The following is a 15,119-nucleotide window of genomic DNA, read 5'->3' on the forward strand; positions in this document are numbered from 1 at the left end:
CGAGACCAAGGTGGCGATCCGCGTAGTCAGCTTCCAGCCTCAGCGGTGCATGGCGAGAGCGGAGACACGGTCTGAATTCGCTGCGCGACGCGTTGAGCGGACACCTCACGCTATCGTCTGCGTTTGTACCTTTCGCTGGGAGACGTTGTTGCTCCAAGGATCGCGCGCAGATGGAGATTGAAAGCCAGCCTGTTGCTGGCAGGATATCGGGCTCACAAACCCGTGAACCGCAGCGCCGGTTGATCTTGCGGCTCCTGCCAATGGCCTAGCTATTCTCGGCGCTGGTCGTTATCTTAGTTGCATGTCGGAGAAGCTTGGCCGCGTCATGAGACTGGCGCTTGCCCTCACATTCATCGTGGGGCTGGTTCCGCATGGCATACGTGCTGCGCATGCTGACGTGAGCATGGTCATGGCTGCCGCGACCGACATGCCGATGAAAGGCAAATGTCACGGCTGCGGCGACGATCAGAAGGCCATGACGGCCGCGGCATGCTCCGCCTTTTGCGGAAGTTTCGTGGCCTTGCCCGTCTTTGGACCGCTGTTTGAGCTGTCCTCGGTCGAGACGGCGCGAGATTGCTTCAGCCCAATTCTTGCGGGGCATACGATCCCGCCTGACCCGTATCCTCCCAGACCTGCCGTCCTGAACTAAAGGCGCATCGCTGGTCGCGATGTGACCTTTGGCGCGCAACGATGCCCACCGCATCGACAGCGCATCGTGATGACGCACGTGGGCTCTTGGCCACGGGCATCAGATCAACGTCCAGGATCGGCTTTCATGCATTCCGATTTGAGTCCGACGATCAGTCGCCGCGCACTGCTGCTAGGCGGTACCGCAGTTGCGGCCTCCGCCCTGTTCCCGGGAATACCGCGAGCCGTACCGGTAGAACCCAAGGTTATTGAGCTCTCCGCGGCGCCCGGTCGCGTGTCCCTCGTTGGCTCGCCTGACACGGAAACAAATGTCTGGTGTTACGGGAATCGCATCCCTGGTCCCGACATCCGGCTCCGACAAGGCGAGCCCGTTCGGTTGGTCGTGCGAAACCAGTTGCCGGAAGATACGACCGTCCACTGGCACGGCATACGTCTGCCGAATGCCATGGACGGCGTTCCCGGCCTCACGCAGCCGCCGATCAAGCCTGGCGAAGCCTTCACCTACGAATTCACGCCGCCCGACGCCGGCACGTTCTGGTACCATCCGCATGCCGACAGTCTGCAGCAACTCGGCCGTGGCCTGGCCGGTGCTCTGATTATTGAAGAGCCGGAACCCGTTCCGGTCGACCGCGACCTTGTTTGGGTGTTGAGCGACTGGCGGCTTAGATCCAACGCGCAGATCGCGCCCGGATTCGGCAACGGCATGGAAGCCGCCATGTCCGGCCGCGTCGGCAACACCGTCACGGTGAACGGTGTGGTGTCCGAAGAGGAGTCAGTACGGGCAGGGGAGCGCATTCGCCTGCGTCTCATCAACACCTCGCTCGCTCGCATCATGTCCCTGCGGTTCGAGGGCCACCGTCCGACAATCGTCGCGATCGACGGCCAGCCCTGCGAACCGCATGAGCCGGACAATGGGCGTCTGCTTCTTGCTCCCGCAATGCGCGTCGACCTCATCCTCGATATGCAGGGTGAACCGGGACGGCGATACCGCGTGATGGACGACTTCTACGACAACCTGTCTTATTGGCTCACTCAACTCGCCTACAAAGATGAGCCGCCGCTCCGCGCGCATCCTCTCGATTCACCGCTGTGTTTGCCACGCAATCCTTTGCCAGAGCCGGACTTGACCGCCGCCGAACGGCGCGAACTCCGGCTGCAGGGCGGCATGATGGGTGGCGGCGGCATGATGGGGATGGGCGGAATGATGGGCATGGGCAACCAAGCCAGCTGGGCCATCAACGGTCATTCCATGACAGGCGACGGTCACGCCGGGATGCCGCCGCTGTTTACGCTCCGGCGCGGACGAAGCTGCGTGCTGTCGATGCGCAACGAGACCGCCTGGTGGCATCCTATGCATCTCCACGGCCATAGCTTCCGCGTCCTGAGCCGCAACGGCGCACCGGTGCCGCACCGGCAGTGGGCCGATACCGTTCTCGTACGGCCGAAAGAGACGGTCGAGATCGCTTTTGTCGCCGACAATCCCGGCGACTGGATGCTGCATTGCCATGTCACCGACCACCAAGTGTCAGGAATGATGACGGTGCTACGCGTTGCATGAGCAACCCGATCTTTGCAAAGGAGAAACGAGATGAATAGACGGACATTCTGCCTTGGCACTGCGCTAACGACGCTCGTGCTGCCGCTGCCAGTGTTTGCCGCTCCGACCCAGGCGACCTTGTACAAGAATCCGCAATGCAGCTGCTGCGAGGACTATGCCGCGTATCTTCGGCAGAGCGGCTTTACCGTTGATGTGAAGCCCACTAACGACCTCGCCGAGATCAGCCAAGACGCTGGCGTGCCGACGAAATATCAGGGCTGTCACACGATGTTCGTTGGCGGCTACGTGGTCGATGGGCATGTCCCGGTCGATGTGGTCCGTAAACTCCTGTCCGAGCGCCCGCCGATCGCGGGGGTCACGCTTCCTGGCATGCCGACCGGCTCCCCCGGCATGACCGGCCCCAAGACGCAGAAATTCGTCATCTACGCCGTGACCAAGGATGGCAAGGCACCGACCGTCTACGCCACCGTGTAGCCAGTCGTTAGCGGGCGGGTCGGCCCGCATCGCACACAAGCACGTTGGCCCGCCATCGTTGACCAAGGGCTTGTGGATGCGATCCTGCCATTGATCAGAAAGGTGAGCAGCAATGATGCTTGTCCCCTGTATCGGCCGGATCCAGACCGCGATCGCTGCCGCAATCGCACTCGTGGCGGCCACTCAATTCGCCGTGGCTCAAGACCCAACGAAAAAGGTGATCCTGCATAACAGCCCAAAACCTGTCGCCGCTGTTCAGTTAGCTGATGAGGAAGGCCGACCGCGAAGTGTGGCTGACTTCAAAGGAAAGGTCGTGGTCCTCAATATCTGGGCCACCTGGTGCGTGCCCTGCCGAAAGGAAATGCCCGCGCTCGATCGGCTGCAAGCGGCCTTGGGCGGCGCCGAGCTCGAAGTCGTGCCCCTCTCGGTCGATCGCGGCGGGCTCGAAACCGTCCGCAAGTTCTACTCCGAGATCAACATTCGCAATCTTGCCGTTTACACCGACCCCTCCGGGCAGGCCTTGCGTGCAGTAGGCGCGATCGGCTTGCCGACCACGCTCATCATCGATCGTGCGGGCCAGGAGGTCGGGCGCGCGCTTGGCCCAGCCGAGTGGGATTCTCCAGAAATCGCTGACACGCTCCGAGCCGTCATGACCAATACTGGTGATCGCTTCGCTCAGCGGCAAGACCTCGATCGATTGCAAGCGTCGCCCGGCCTGCTCCGGCGTGTGTTCGATTGGCTGATGTCGCCCATCAACGAAGTGATCCTCAATAGAGAAACAGCTGATGACTCCTCAGACGAAAATAAGAGCAGATGATATCTCTGCTGTACGCGCGTGGCGGCCCTGGCGTTATCTTGGACAGCGGCGCGCACTGGTTATCCTCGCGGTTATCGCCGTGATCGCCGGCACCGCGTTCGGATGGAACTGGCTCGTGGCTGCCGGTATTGCGCCCGTCCTGCTGAGCGTACTGCCATGCTTGGTGATGTGCGGGCTCGGTCTGTGCATGAACCGCCTGATCGGCCGCTCTTGCGGAAGCACGTCCTCCCAACACGCAGTGAATCCCAGCTCCCAGGCAACAAGTTTTCCGGTCCTCGATCAGACAATGGCCGAGGTCGCTCAGGCTCGGCCCACGGACAGCAATCCTGGGGACGCCACCGAAAGGCCGCAAGACGAGATCGCGCAAATCACAAAGCCAGGAAGGGAGACGGAACATGCAATCAACGACTAGAATCCTGCTTGCATTCGCCGTGTTCTCGGTCGCCCCTGTGGTCACGGCTTCGGCTCTCTTTGCCGGCGACGATTACCTGCCGTCCAGCTCCACGATGGTAGGAATGATGAGTCGCGGGAATATGAGCGGATTGATGGAGCGGATGCACATGATGGGCCATTGCGGCGCGATGATGCGCAGCGACGGCGCCAGCGGCCGACCCAACGACCAGTGGCGCGCTCCTCGATCGCCAGATGCCGATGGCCGGAAGTAGCTGCCGATGAAGACACGAACCAGGCGCCTCACCATTATCGCTCTTGTGCTCGCGGCGGCCGGTGCGATCGCTCTGGCAGAGGCATGGTTTGTGGTGACTCCGCATCCGAAGGTCGTCACGTCTGGCACGGCAGCGATTGGCGGGCCGTTCACGCTGGTAACGACCGACGGCAAGACAGTGAGCGATGAGACCTACCGCGGCAAGTGGCTTCTGATCTACTTCGGCTACACCTTCTGCCCGGATGCGTGTCCGACCGCGCTCACCAACATGAGCGCGGCCTTGGAAAAGCTTGGCCCAAATGCCAGCGAGCTCCAACCGCTCTTTGTCACGGTCGACCCCCAGCGCGACACCCCTGTCGTCATGACTGATTACCTGAAGTCCTTTGATTCTCGCATTGTCGGCCTGACTGGAAACCAGGCGCAGATCGACGGCGTGCTGAGGGCATATCGCGTGTACGCCGAAGCGCAGAAATCCGAAGTGGATAACGCCGATTATCCGGTCTCGCACAGCGCGTACCTCTATCTGATGGATCCACAGGGGCGATTCGCGAATGTGATCCAGAGCAGCGAAGGCGGCGAAGAGATTGCTGCTTGGCTGCGCAAGCAAATGACCCACAAGAACGGATAGGACGATTGATGAAACGACCATTCAAGCTGATCTTGAGCATCGCACTCGTTTTGGCAGCCAGCGTTCAGGTTAACGCGCAAATGTCAGGTTCGAGCTCAATCGTAGTCGAGCGACCTTGGGCGCGAGCGACGCCCGGTGGAGCCAAGACCGGCGCAACATACCTTACATTGATCAATAACGGCGAATCTCCAGACCAGTTGTTGGGGGCGACAACACCCGTCGCGGACAAGATTCAATTTCACAGCACCACAGAAGAGAATTGCATGTCCCGTATGCGCGAAATGCCCGTCGTCGATCTGGTACCTCATGCAAAGACCACATTCGATCCGGGCGGCATGCACATTATGCTCGTCGACTTGAAGCAGCCGCTCAAAGAAGGTCAGACTTTCTCTCTAAGTTTGACGTTTGCCAAGGCGGGCAAAGTCGACGTCACGGTTCCGGTTGCGAAGGTCGGCGCCATGCGGCCCAGTGACATGGCTCCCATGATGCATCATCACGACGACACGATGAAGGAATGAGGTTGGTTGAGCTTGAGCCTGATGATGCGGCCTCCAGCCGAACCGGCAATCTGTCGCCCGGTGAACCACAAGGCACCATCTGGCCCGGTCGTGATGCCAAGTGGTCCCGTCGATCCAGGGATTGCGAATTCGGTCAGCTTTAGGTTTTCGACGGTGGCGGTCGTCGGAATGCGCCCGATCTTCTTCGCCGTGAACTCGGTGAGCCACAGCGCGCCGTCAGGCCCCGTCGTGATGGAATGCAAAACGCCGCCGCCCTTGATCGGGAATTCGGTGATGCTGCCATCGATGGTCATTCGCCCGATCTTGCCCGCTGCCTCGGTGAACCAGAGCGCACCGTCTGGCCCAGTGGTGATTGCGGACGGACGGCTGGCGGTAGGCAGCATGAATTCAGTGAAGGTCTGGGCAGCAGCAGGCATAATTCCCACGGCCGCACCCAATCCGAGCGCAATTGCCAGCAACAATGAAGCGACCGCAAATCTCATGGCCTTCTCCACGTAGGGTGGGCCTTGCGCCGAAGCACGATCTCACGAACTCCAAAACTTAAGTCTAGCAGTCTTTCGGACGCCGTATCGCGTTACTTGCTGGCGCCCCGGAGAAGGGCGGAGCCGATGGCGCAAAGGCGACGCTTGCTGTCGTCGCCGCTACTCGCCCGGCGCGGTTAGCCGGAGCGCTTACCGCGGCGAGAAGGCCGGCGCACATGCCTCAAAAGAAGTTGACCTGGAGCTGAATTAGAACGTCTCAAATTGCACCGATCCGAAACCGGCGGTACGACCGTCCTCGGACCCAACCTTCAATTTGGCATCCCGGTGAGCATGCTATCTTTACCGCCGCGTCTCGCAGTGCTTGCCACGCTGGTCGCTCTGGTATTCTGCGGCGCAGCGAGGGCCGAGACGAGCGATGTCGAAACCACGTGGCGACTGCTGGATTACATTGCGGTGGATTACGCCGGCGCCGTATCACATGGCTCGGTCTTAAGCCCTTCCGAATATGCCGAGCAGAATGAGTTCGCGGCGACCGTTGCCGCAAAGATCGCTGCACTCCCACCTAAGCCGGAACGGCAAGCGCTTGCGACGGAAGCTGCCCGCCTGCAGGGCGCCATCGCAGACAAGTCTGACGCCGAGCAAGTAGCAGCTATAGCGCATGGCCTGGCGGCTGCGTTGCTGGCGGCCTACCCCGTGCCGCTGGCGCCGAACAAGGTTCCGGACTTCGCACGCGGCGCAGCGTTGTTCGGTCAGAACTGCGCCGCCTGCCATGGAGACGCGGGCGACGGCCATGGACCAGATGCCGTCAAGCTTGATACGCCGCCCATCGCGTTCACGGACGCCGAGCGCGCTCGCCAGCGCAGCGTGTTCGCGCTCTACCAGGTGATCACCCAGGGTCTTGATGGTACGGCGATGCCGAGCTTCGAGGGTCTTCCGACTGATGATCGTTGGGCTTTGGCCCTCTACGCCGGTCATTTCGCCTTCCACGATGTCGCTGCGGCCGAAGGCGAGCGGCTGTGGAAGCAGGACGCCTCGCTTCATAGGCTCGTTCCCGATCTGAAGACGCTCGTCGGGACGACGCCCGCAGCGCTCGCGAGCAAGATCGGACAGGACAAGGCCGACGCTCTCATGGCTTATTTGCGTCGCCATCCAGAAACCGTCACGCAGCAGCAGACCGGATCCCTGTCGCTGGTGCGCGGCCGCTTGACCGCGAGCCTTGCCGCCTATCGTGCGGGGGACCGCCAGCATGCGGGCGAACTGGCTTTGTCTGCCTATCTCGATGGGTTTGAGCCGGTCGAACCGGCGCTGGGGGCGCGCAATCGTGCGCTTCTGGAGCGGATCGAGGGCGCGATGGGCGACTACCGTGCCGCCATCCAGAGCGGAGAAAATGCCGATGCGCTCGCCGATCGCGTACAGGTCCTCGACGATCTTTTTGACGATGCAGAGGCGTCGCTTTCCCCCAATGCGGCAAGCGGCCTCTCAACGTTTCTCGGAGCGGCAACGATCCTACTGCGCGAAGGACTGGAAGCGCTGCTGATCGTCGTTGCGATGATCGCCTTCCTCCGCAAGGCTGAGCGGATAGAGGTCATGCCCTACGTCCATGCGGGTTGGGTGGGCGCGCTCGTCGCCGGCTTCGCAACCTGGGTCATCGCGACCTGGGTGATCGGAATCAGCGGCGCGAGCCGGGAGCTGACGGAGGGATTCGGGTCGGTGATCGCCGCCGTTGTCCTGCTCTCGGTTGGCATCTGGATGCACGGCAAGGCGCACGCCGATCAATGGCAGCGCTACATTCGCGAAAAGATGGCGAAGGCATTGTCCGGTGGTTCGGCCTGGTTTCTGTTCGGGCTCGCTTTCATCGTGGTTTACCGCGAGGTATTCGAGACGATCCTCTTCTATGCGGCGCTATGGACCCAGGGAAACGGCGGCACGATACTCGCGGGCGCGCTGAGCGCGTGCGCGGCGCTGGCGCTTATCGCGTGGGCGATGCTGCGCTATAGCCGCCGGCTGCCAATCGGCAAGTTCTTCACCTATAGTTCATGGCTCATGGCGGTTTTGACGGTCGTGCTGGCTGGCAAGGGCATCGCAGCCCTGCAAGAGGCCGGCATCGTTAGCATCGCGCCGTTACGCTTGGTGCCACGCATCTCGTTGGTTGGTCTGTTCCCAACCACGCAAACGGTCGCGGCCCAGCTACTCATGATTGCGGCTCTGGCGATAGGCTTCGGCCTCAATCGTCGAAAGGTCGCATAGGATGAGGCCTGGCGGTGGCAGTGACCAGGATGACGAAAGTCGGTCAGCGCTGCAGCAACTGACCGGCGAACGCAAAGAGTTGCTCGGCCACGGGGACGGGGAACGGAGCTCTGACCGCGCAGCCGCAGGCTCCGATCATACGGCTTCTCCGCAGACGCCCACAGAACGCCGTGCCAGCCCCGCCAGTTTGACGGCGGTTATTGGCCGAAATCTCAGTGGCGGGTGGCGTGAACACGTGGCTTCGCCGTGGCATCTGTCCAAATAACGGGCAGAGTCCAGCGGTGTGTCGGCGGGTCGATGGCGAGGCGTGGCATCCCGAAACCCCGACCTAGTTCAGAGCTTTGGAGCTGTGCCTGAAAAGCGCCTATAGGCCCGAAAATGCACTTACGCGTTTGCCCATTTCGATAAGCCATTGAAATCACAGCAAATGCGACCGCCCTCCGACGCAGATCGCGCAACTGCCAAGGGCGCTCCAGCGGAGCGCCCCATCTTGTGCAGAACGGCGAAGACTAGGCGACCCTTGGGACAGGCAGCTCGGTGACTCCCGGCAACACCGTCTTGATGCGGATGTTGCGGAATTGCACCTTCGATCCATCGTGATGGTTTTGTAGCGCGATGTGGCCGCGAAGAGACCGGGACGTGGGATCCGTGAAGTCGTTCACGAGCACATCGTTAAGCGTCACTTTGATGCGGTTTCCGACCGCCTCGATCAGGAACCTGTTCCATTGCCACGGGCCTTTCGCAACATCGCTGCGGGTCGCGGCACTGATGTTGTAAATGGCGCCCGTGCTTCGCAGCGGATCGTTCTCCATATTCTTTTCGGAGTTGTATCCACGGGGATCGATTTGGATCTCGTAGCTTTGGTCGATTGCGGCCGTCCAATCGTTCGGATTCGAACTGTTCAGGTTGGGCACGCGGATGAAAACGCCGGAGTTGTCCGTGCGGTTGGCGTATTGCCATTCCAGCTCGAGCACGAAGTCGGAGAAGCTCTCGCGCGTGTACCAGAGCAATCCGGGCCCGCCGACGGACTCGAGAATGTCGAACACCTGCAGGAAGCTTCCGGACCCCGACATCTGCCAGTCTGCCAAGCTTCCTGCGTAGAGCGGCTTGAAACGCGCCAAAGGCGTCGGCGTCGATGCCGCAACGACGGCCGCGCTCGTCCGACGCGCGAGCGTAAGGCCGGTCAAAGACGGATTCGCCGAGCCGACGGTGGGGAACACAGCAGGGCCAGCAACATAGGCGTTGGAGATGTGATGGAATCGTCCGTTGGAGTCGGTGATCGATGTGGCCGGATCCTCGCCCATCCACAACGTGCCCGCTTCGTGATGCGTATTGCCCAACTTGTCCTTGGTGGCACCAAACGGATCGGCGGGTGGGGTGCTTTGCCAGCCGCCATTGTACAGGTACTGAACGTCGCCGGCGTTCTTGCCGAGGCGTCCGGCCAGGCTGACCGCCGCGCTGGCGAGTTTGCTCCAGGCCGCGTAGTCATTTGGCGTCGGCGTGAAATTGACCCACGCGCGCGCGCTCATGCCGTCGTTTTGAAGCGGATCGGCCGCATTGGTGAGATTCACGAAGCTCGTGACGCCGCCCGGGCCTGCGCTCTTGTCGCCGTCCATTTCACCGAGACCGCGAAAAACGATCGCCACCCAATCCGGGTCCTCGTTCGAAAGCAGGTTCCGCAACAGGTCGATGTCGGGCACCATGGTCCACATCGTTGCTTCCGGGTTCTGTCCTTTCTCGGCCGATGCGAGCACCTGGAAATGATAGCGGCGTTTGCTGCCGTCCGGATTCGTGATCTCGCCGCGCACGATGGCTCCGCCCTGCTCAAGTGTGGTGACCGCTCCGAGCCCGAGCGCGCTGCGCTTGACGCGCACGGTCAGATTCGTGCGCAGATGCGCCATGAAGTTGGCGCCCATGTTGTACGCACCACGATTGATCGGGAACGACTCGATCGCCAGCCGTGTCGACTCGATCGTCCCCGCCGCCAGAATGACCTGGCAATCGGGACTGAGGTTTGTCGGAACGGAGAGCGATCGAAACTGACCATTGTAGGTGAGATCGATGCCCGTGACCTTGCCCCCGCTGTTCTGCAACCGGATCACGTGGCACCGCGGAACGAGGAAGAATCGCCGCCGCGAATTATCGTTCAACGTCCAACGTTTCGCGATATCGTCGCGGATGCTCTCCAGCAGCATGGGTCCGCTGCTGAATTTGTCGAAGGAAAAGAGGCCGGGCCCCGGTGAGCCTGCCTGCACCGCGATCGGGGCCTCTTCGACGACATCGACGGTCACATTGGGAATGTTCGCGCCGCCCGCCACGCTTTGGAGCGCTGCATTGACCGCCGCATTGAGCGGACCCGAGAGGTAGTCCGCCTTGTCCTGAACGCCAATTTCGAACTCGACGTCCGGGTAGTTCGCTGTCAGAAAGTCGCGCGCGCCTTTGGGCCACGCAGCCAGATCAGCCGGCGTGAGCCGCGGCGACCAGCCTCCCCAGAACAGCGATCGGCCTCCCGGGCAGTAGGCCAGCCCGGTGAACGGCTCGTTGCTGTGCCAAGGAATGCCCCAGACGCCATTGCGCCCACCCGGATCTTGATCGTTACGTGTGACCAGCGCGGTATCCGGCGCATTCAGCCCGAGATGCGGCATGTTCTGCACGTGCGTTGAAGCAAAATAGCCTCCCGCGTCGAGCAGGAGCACCCGGAGGTTCTGGTCGGCGCTGCCGCGATAGATCTTGTCGGCGACATAGGCGCCGAACATGCCTGCGCCGATGACAACTACATCAAACGGCTTGCCGCCGTTATTCGCTGCTTCGTCATAGGTGCTGCACACGTATCGGCCGAGCAGATCCCGCGTGAGCTCGGTGTCTTGGATATCGACCGGAATGGAAGGGTCTTGCCGCAGAAAGGTGAGCATGGAGAGTTCCTTTCGAAGCGTTGAGATCGCCGCGGTGCGCGAGACGGTTTGGTCCGGCCGTGTCGCTTTCGATCGTTAGGCCGCGCCTCCGCAGCAAGGCAGAGGAGGCGCCTCAGGGGTCAAGCGAGACACGCGACGAAGACCTGCCACACGCTTGGAGCGCGATCGGGGAGAAATGATACGACAAATTGCCGACACGATTGGTGAGCCGGTTCACACATGAGTGCGATTTCAGCTCCGTGACCCCGCGGGTGATCTCGCAGGGCTGATAGACTTCGCGGCGGTTGCAGTGAGCTGCTCCACAGAAGCAGACCTAAGCGCCAGAACGACAGAAATGCTGCCAGTCGTCTGCGGGTGAAGCTGCGACTTGGCCGGGAGGGCCGCTTGGGCGCATAGCGGCCTTGTGAGTGAGCCGCCGGTCAACCGAGAGCCAGACCGAAATGCATTGCCGCTCGATCGCATCGTCAGCGCGAGCGAACAAAGAGACACTCAGCGCCTGCGCTGGCTGCACGCCGGAGCCGAGCAGCGTGATGTGGTCAGCTTCCCAAACTATAAATAGTCGGCTCTTCAGAGCTTCGCCTGCAGTCTATCCGCGACGCGGCGGGCGATCTCTGCCGGCGCGTCATCCGGGATCGGGAAGACTGAACTGACGTTGATCTCGCCGAGCACGTAACTGTCGCTCCCGTCGGAACAAGGCGGGCCGAGCATGAAGTCTGCATCCCAGATCATCGGGAGATCGCTCATCGGGATGTCCAGCAAGGAAGTCAGCTGCGGCGTCCACTCGTCTTCCATCAACCGGCGCAGGCCCTGGAAGCGCGGGTCGGCCTTGTTGGCATAGAGCCGCGGTCCGGCTTTCGCGCGCGCGGTCGGTTCGTCAACCAGCGCCTTGACCTTATGATAGCCGAAGCCGGCGCAGCGATCGCCTGCCATATAACAGCGGACCACCCCTTCGCTCAGGCGTGGCTGGAACGGCTGATCGATCACAGAACCGTCTTCGAAATACTCGATGCACCGCTTAAGAAACTCGTCCAATGCGATGTCCTCCGATCCTTCCTTGGTGGCATCAAGCACGCGTACCATCAGCCCGTCGGGTGGGCTTGCCAGCGCCTCGACTTTCCAGACACCCTGGCCGCCATTACCGCGGTTGCGCTTGATCACGCGCGGACCGGCGGCGAGTCGCAAGGGCAATTCCGCACTCATTTGCCCGAGCGTTCGATAGAGGGCCGTGTCACAGCCCCAGCTCATCATGCGGGTGCGATGGAGCACCTCTTTGGTGCCCATTTTGAGGATCACATCGGGATGGGCGCTCACCCAGACGCCGCGCGCCGCGACCTCGCGCAGCAGCGCGTCAAGATTGGCGCGGTTGCGCCCCTCGTGAATCGGATTGACCCAGACGAGCACGCCATCGAACGTGGCGAGCTGCGTTCGGACGGCGTCGAGGACATCGTCCTCATAGACCACCGGTTCCGCATCAACGCCGACATCGGCGAGCGCCGCGAATACGGCACTGAACCGGCTGGTCTCTGGTGAGGCGCTGTGGCGCGCTGCTTCATCTCCGCGCCACAGGATAGCGATGCGGCCGAGGCGAGCTGTGGGTTCAAGCATGGAAAGCGGCTCCTGATTCATTGATCCATATGATGGTGTTTTGGTTCTGCACAGAACAAGGGCCAGGCCAGCGCAACGCTAGACGATCAGGACCGCGCCCGAAGCCAACAGCAGCACCAATACAATCTTGCGGAATGCGGCCTCGCTGACACGGCCGAACAACTTGAGACCAAGCCAAGTGCCGGCGAACAGGGCCGGCAATCCGATCAGAAAGAGCTTGATCGTCTCCGCGCTCAACGCACCTTTGGCGCCGATCCAAAGCGCACTCACCAGGAACGTCGCCACCGCAACGGGTTGAAACACTGCACGCTGCACATCCTTGGGCCACCCGCGCAGTCCGCACCAGATCGTGACGAGGATTCCGGCGAGCCCAGTAATGCCGCCCAGCGCCCCGTTGAGGAATCCGACAACGGCATCGACTGCGGTGCCCTGTGATTTCAAGGGCTCGATCGCAGGACGAAACAGGGCATAAAGGCTATAGAGAACGAGAAACACGCCGACACCCGCGCGGACGTGGCCAGGATCGCCCCAGGTCAACATTGTTACCCCAACCGGTACGCCGAGTGCCGCGCCAAAGATGAACGGCCAGAGCCGTCTCCAGTCCAGAGCGCCACGCAATTTCCATACGGAGTACCCCTGCACGATCAGCCCAAAGGCGATGATCAAGCTGGCGGTTTGCACGGGAGTAAGGATGTAGAGCCAGATCGAGGCGGCGATCAGGCCAAATGCAAACCCGGACATGCCGGCAACGAGCGCACCGGCGAAGGTCGCAACGATGAAAAGCGGAAGTTCAAAAGACATCCCATCCATGTGTTCGCTCCAAAACAAAGCGAACAGCTCTTGCATGGGATGACCCACTTGACGGGGAGGCTGCTACATCCCCAGAGACACACTAGTCCGAACGCCGAGAAAGCTCAATTGACGTTGTATGCGGTGAGCGACTTTTTTGTCTGAAGGGTCAATTGCTTGATCTACCTACAAGATAGCACCAGAGTTCACGTCTCGACATATCCCTTCGGGGGGGATAGGATACGGCATGGCGAAAGAACACGTTCACGAAAGTCATCCGGAGATCGTCAAGCGGCTGAAGCGCGCCGAGGGGCACCTCCACAGGGTCATCGAGATGTTCGGCGAGGGGCGCGGCTGTCTCGATCTCGCTCAGCAGCTTCATGCGGTCGAGAAGGCCATCGGCGAGGCGAAGAGGGCGCTCATCCACGATCACGTGGACAATTGCCTCGACGCGGCAGCGAACGGGGGCTCGTCGAAATCCACGAAGACCGTGCTCGCCGAATTCAAGGCGATCTCGCGTTACCTCTGAGCGGCGGCGCACTGCGCCGATATTGAAGAGAAACGTATGTCCTTCCGACCGATTATCCTGGTCGCGGTGTTCGCAGCGGGCGTCGCATCTGCCCTTTGGGCACCAGGCGTGCCGGCCCTGCGGAAGGCCGTGGGAGTTGCCGCCGAGCAGCCGCGGCAGGAGGCCAAAACACCCGAGGCCCAACGTCCGCCGGTCGTTCGGATGGATGACGAGCGAATTGGTCTCGCCAAAATCGAGCAAGTGCAGGTTGGACCGGGCAGCATCGCTAGGCGACTTTTGGTGCCCGGAACCGTTGCTCCAGACGCGGACCGGGTTGCGCACGTCTCAGTGAAGCTGTCCGGCACCGTTGCCGAGCTTCGCAAGAACATCGGCGATGTCGTCGCACAGGGCGAAATCCTGGCTTCGCTTGAGAGCCGCGAAGTTGCGGACGCCAAGAGCGAATATCTGGCCGCTCGACTTGCGAACGAACTGCAACAAGATCTCGCAGGACGAGACAAGCTATTGTGGGAAGGCCGCGCAGCGCCGGAGCTGCAATATATTCGTTCCCGCAATGCGGCAGCGCAGACCGCCATGCGCCTGGACATCGCCCGCCAAAAGCTGCTGGCGTTGGGCGTGCAGGAAAATGAAATCGCCGGTCTACCGCAGGCGCCAGAGATCTCGCTGCGGAGCCAAAACGTTCGCGCGCCGATCTCGGGCCGGGTTGCCGCACGCAGAGTCGAACTCGGAACGGCAGTCGGCCGCGACAATCTTGAAACCGAGCTCTTTGTCATCGTCGATCTGAGCCGCGTATGGGTGGAATTGGCTGTCTCGTCCAGCGACCTGCCTTTGATAAAAGAGGGCCAAACTGTCCGGATCACGGGGCGGGGAATGCCGGAAACCGCTTTTGGCAAAATCGTGTTCGTGTCGCCGCTGCTTGAAAAGGAGACCCGCAGCGCGCGCGTCGTCGCAGCGATGGACAATCCGGACGGCCGCTGGCGGCCAGGGTCCTTCGTTACTGCGGCGATTGCACTGAATGAGCACCGGGCAGATGTCGTGGTGCCGATCGGCGCGCTTCAGACCGTGGATGGACGGAGGGTGGTCTTCATTCGCAGCAAGGATGGGTTCGAAGTGCGCGGCGTGATGCCCGGCGAGCGCGACGGTGAGGTCATTGAGATCGCCTCTGGTCTTGCTGCTGGTGAGACCATCGCCGCGTCAAATACGTTCTCGCTGAAGGCAGAGCTCTCGAAGCCCCGCGACGAGGACTGAGTA

General features: G+C 61.5%; 14 protein-coding genes. 10 read left to right on the plus strand and 4 right to left on the minus strand.

Annotated elements, in window-relative coordinates; all coding sequences use genetic code 11:
* Positions 1-325 precede the first annotated feature (325 nt).
* The 7 genes from AAE027_RS05015 (at position 326) to AAE027_RS05045 (ending at position 5,307) form a co-directional block, all read left to right on the plus strand.
* Complete coding sequence (locus AAE027_RS05015; protein ID WP_130213043.1) at positions 326-649, plus strand: hypothetical protein; 324 nt, start codon at positions 326-328, stop codon at positions 647-649.
* A 126-nt stretch (positions 650-775) separates the two neighbouring features.
* Positions 776-2,206, plus strand: coding sequence for a multicopper oxidase family protein (locus tag AAE027_RS05020; protein WP_370985750.1), 1,431 nt, complete (start codon positions 776-778; stop codon positions 2,204-2,206).
* A gap of 30 nt (positions 2,207-2,236) precedes the next feature.
* Positions 2,237-2,680 (plus strand): DUF411 domain-containing protein, encoded by a 444-nt coding sequence (locus AAE027_RS05025; protein ID WP_370985752.1) that lies wholly within the window; start codon positions 2,237-2,239, stop codon positions 2,678-2,680.
* A 112-nt stretch (positions 2,681-2,792) separates the two neighbouring features.
* On the plus strand, positions 2,793-3,497 hold the full coding sequence (locus AAE027_RS05030) for a TlpA family protein disulfide reductase (protein ID WP_370985753.1): 705 nt from the start codon (positions 2,793-2,795) through the stop codon (positions 3,495-3,497).
* 395 nt (positions 3,498-3,892) lie between these two features.
* Positions 3,893-4,162, plus strand: coding sequence for a hypothetical protein (locus tag AAE027_RS05035; protein WP_370985755.1), 270 nt, complete (start codon positions 3,893-3,895; stop codon positions 4,160-4,162).
* Positions 4,163-4,168: 6 nt separating this feature from the next.
* Positions 4,169-4,789: an SCO family protein gene (locus AAE027_RS05040; protein ID WP_370985757.1), complete on the plus strand. Its 621-nt coding sequence runs from the start codon at positions 4,169-4,171 to the stop codon at positions 4,787-4,789.
* Between the two features lie 8 nt (positions 4,790-4,797).
* Positions 4,798-5,307, plus strand: coding sequence for a copper chaperone PCu(A)C (locus AAE027_RS05045; RefSeq protein WP_370985758.1), 510 nt, complete (start codon positions 4,798-4,800; stop codon positions 5,305-5,307).
* Here AAE027_RS05045 and AAE027_RS05050 read toward each other — a convergent pair.
* Positions 5,283-5,765 (minus strand): Vgb family protein, encoded by a 483-nt coding sequence (locus AAE027_RS05050; RefSeq protein WP_370985759.1) that lies wholly within the window; start codon positions 5,763-5,765, stop codon positions 5,283-5,285. The two genes, AAE027_RS05045 and AAE027_RS05050, sit on opposite strands and share 25 nt — an antisense overlap.
* A 381-nt stretch (positions 5,766-6,146) precedes the next feature.
* Here AAE027_RS05050 and AAE027_RS05055 point away from each other — a divergent pair, with 381 nt between their 5' ends.
* A complete protein-coding gene (locus AAE027_RS05055; protein WP_370985760.1) occupies positions 6,147-8,036 on the plus strand; it encodes an FTR1 family protein in 1,890 nt (629 codons plus the stop codon).
* Positions 8,037-8,545: 509 nt separating this feature from the next.
* Here AAE027_RS05055 and AAE027_RS05060 read toward each other — a convergent pair.
* From AAE027_RS05060 to AAE027_RS05070, 3 genes are all read right to left on the minus strand, one after another.
* Positions 8,546-10,948, minus strand: coding sequence for a 3-keto-alpha-glucoside-1,2-lyase-like domain-containing protein (locus AAE027_RS05060; protein ID WP_370985762.1), 2,403 nt, complete (start codon positions 10,946-10,948; stop codon positions 8,546-8,548).
* Positions 10,949-11,515: 567 nt separating this feature from the next.
* Positions 11,516-12,553: a Cj0069 family protein gene (locus AAE027_RS05065; RefSeq protein WP_370985764.1), complete on the minus strand. Its 1,038-nt coding sequence runs from the start codon at positions 12,551-12,553 to the stop codon at positions 11,516-11,518.
* A 78-nt stretch (positions 12,554-12,631) separates the two neighbouring features.
* Complete coding sequence (locus AAE027_RS05070) at positions 12,632-13,399, minus strand: sulfite exporter TauE/SafE family protein (protein ID WP_370985765.1); 768 nt, start codon at positions 13,397-13,399, stop codon at positions 12,632-12,634.
* Between the two features lie 190 nt (positions 13,400-13,589).
* Here AAE027_RS05070 and AAE027_RS05075 point away from each other — a divergent pair, with 190 nt between their 5' ends.
* Together AAE027_RS05075 and AAE027_RS05080 are read left to right on the plus strand one after the other, a co-directional pair.
* Positions 13,590-13,871, plus strand: coding sequence for a metal-sensing transcriptional repressor (locus AAE027_RS05075; RefSeq protein ID WP_091889643.1), 282 nt, complete (start codon positions 13,590-13,592; stop codon positions 13,869-13,871).
* A 36-nt stretch (positions 13,872-13,907) separates the two neighbouring features.
* Positions 13,908-15,116 carry an efflux RND transporter periplasmic adaptor subunit gene (locus tag AAE027_RS05080; RefSeq protein ID WP_370985767.1) on the plus strand — a complete coding sequence of 403 codons (1,209 nt, stop codon included), beginning with the start codon at positions 13,908-13,910 and terminating at the stop codon, positions 15,114-15,116.
* Positions 15,117-15,119: the final 3 nt, after the last annotated feature.

It is taken from the genome of Bradyrhizobium sp. DN3 (assembly GCF_041357655.1).
Lineage (GTDB): Bacteria > Pseudomonadota > Alphaproteobacteria > Rhizobiales > Xanthobacteraceae > Bradyrhizobium.